This is a genomic window from Streptomyces sp. SID12501, assembly GCF_010550245.1.
GTDB lineage: Bacteria > Actinomycetota > Actinomycetes > Streptomycetales > Streptomycetaceae > Streptomyces.
In genome coordinates this window covers 1-400 of record NZ_JAAGLU010000959.1, presented here as the reverse complement: position 1 = coordinate 400, position 400 = coordinate 1, and the positions used below count along the sequence as shown (strand labels likewise).

The 400-nt window shown below is 68.0% G+C and carries 1 protein-coding gene; it reads left to right on the top strand.

The window, feature by feature from the left end; all coding sequences use genetic code 11:
- On the top strand, positions 1-400 hold a 400-nt coding region (locus tag G3I71_RS53145), incomplete at both ends, for an FAD-linked oxidase C-terminal domain-containing protein (protein ID WP_275409473.1).

The window sequence follows — 400 nt, the reverse complement described above, 5'->3', positions numbered from 1 at the left end:
TGGCGATCAACGGCTATTGCGGCACCGATGTGCCGGTCGGCCCGACGCTGTGGGTGGAAATCACCGGCTCTGCCCCGGCGGTCGCCCATGACATCGCCCTGTTTCAGGATCTGGCGCAGGATGCCGGGGCGGTGCGGGTCGAACTGGCTACGACGCCCGACGACACCGCGCGGCTGGGGCCCATCCGCCATGACGCCCTTTATGCGGCGCGGGCGCTGCGGCCGGGCATCAAGGGGTTGTCGACCGATGTCTGCGTGCCGCTGTCGCAACTGCCTGCCTGCATCGCCGCGATCAAGGCCGAAATCGCGCACACCGGCCTGATGGCGCCGCTGATGGGTCATGTCGGGGACGGCAATTTCCATCTGGTGCTGCTGTTCGATCCGGCGAATCCCGCCGAGCT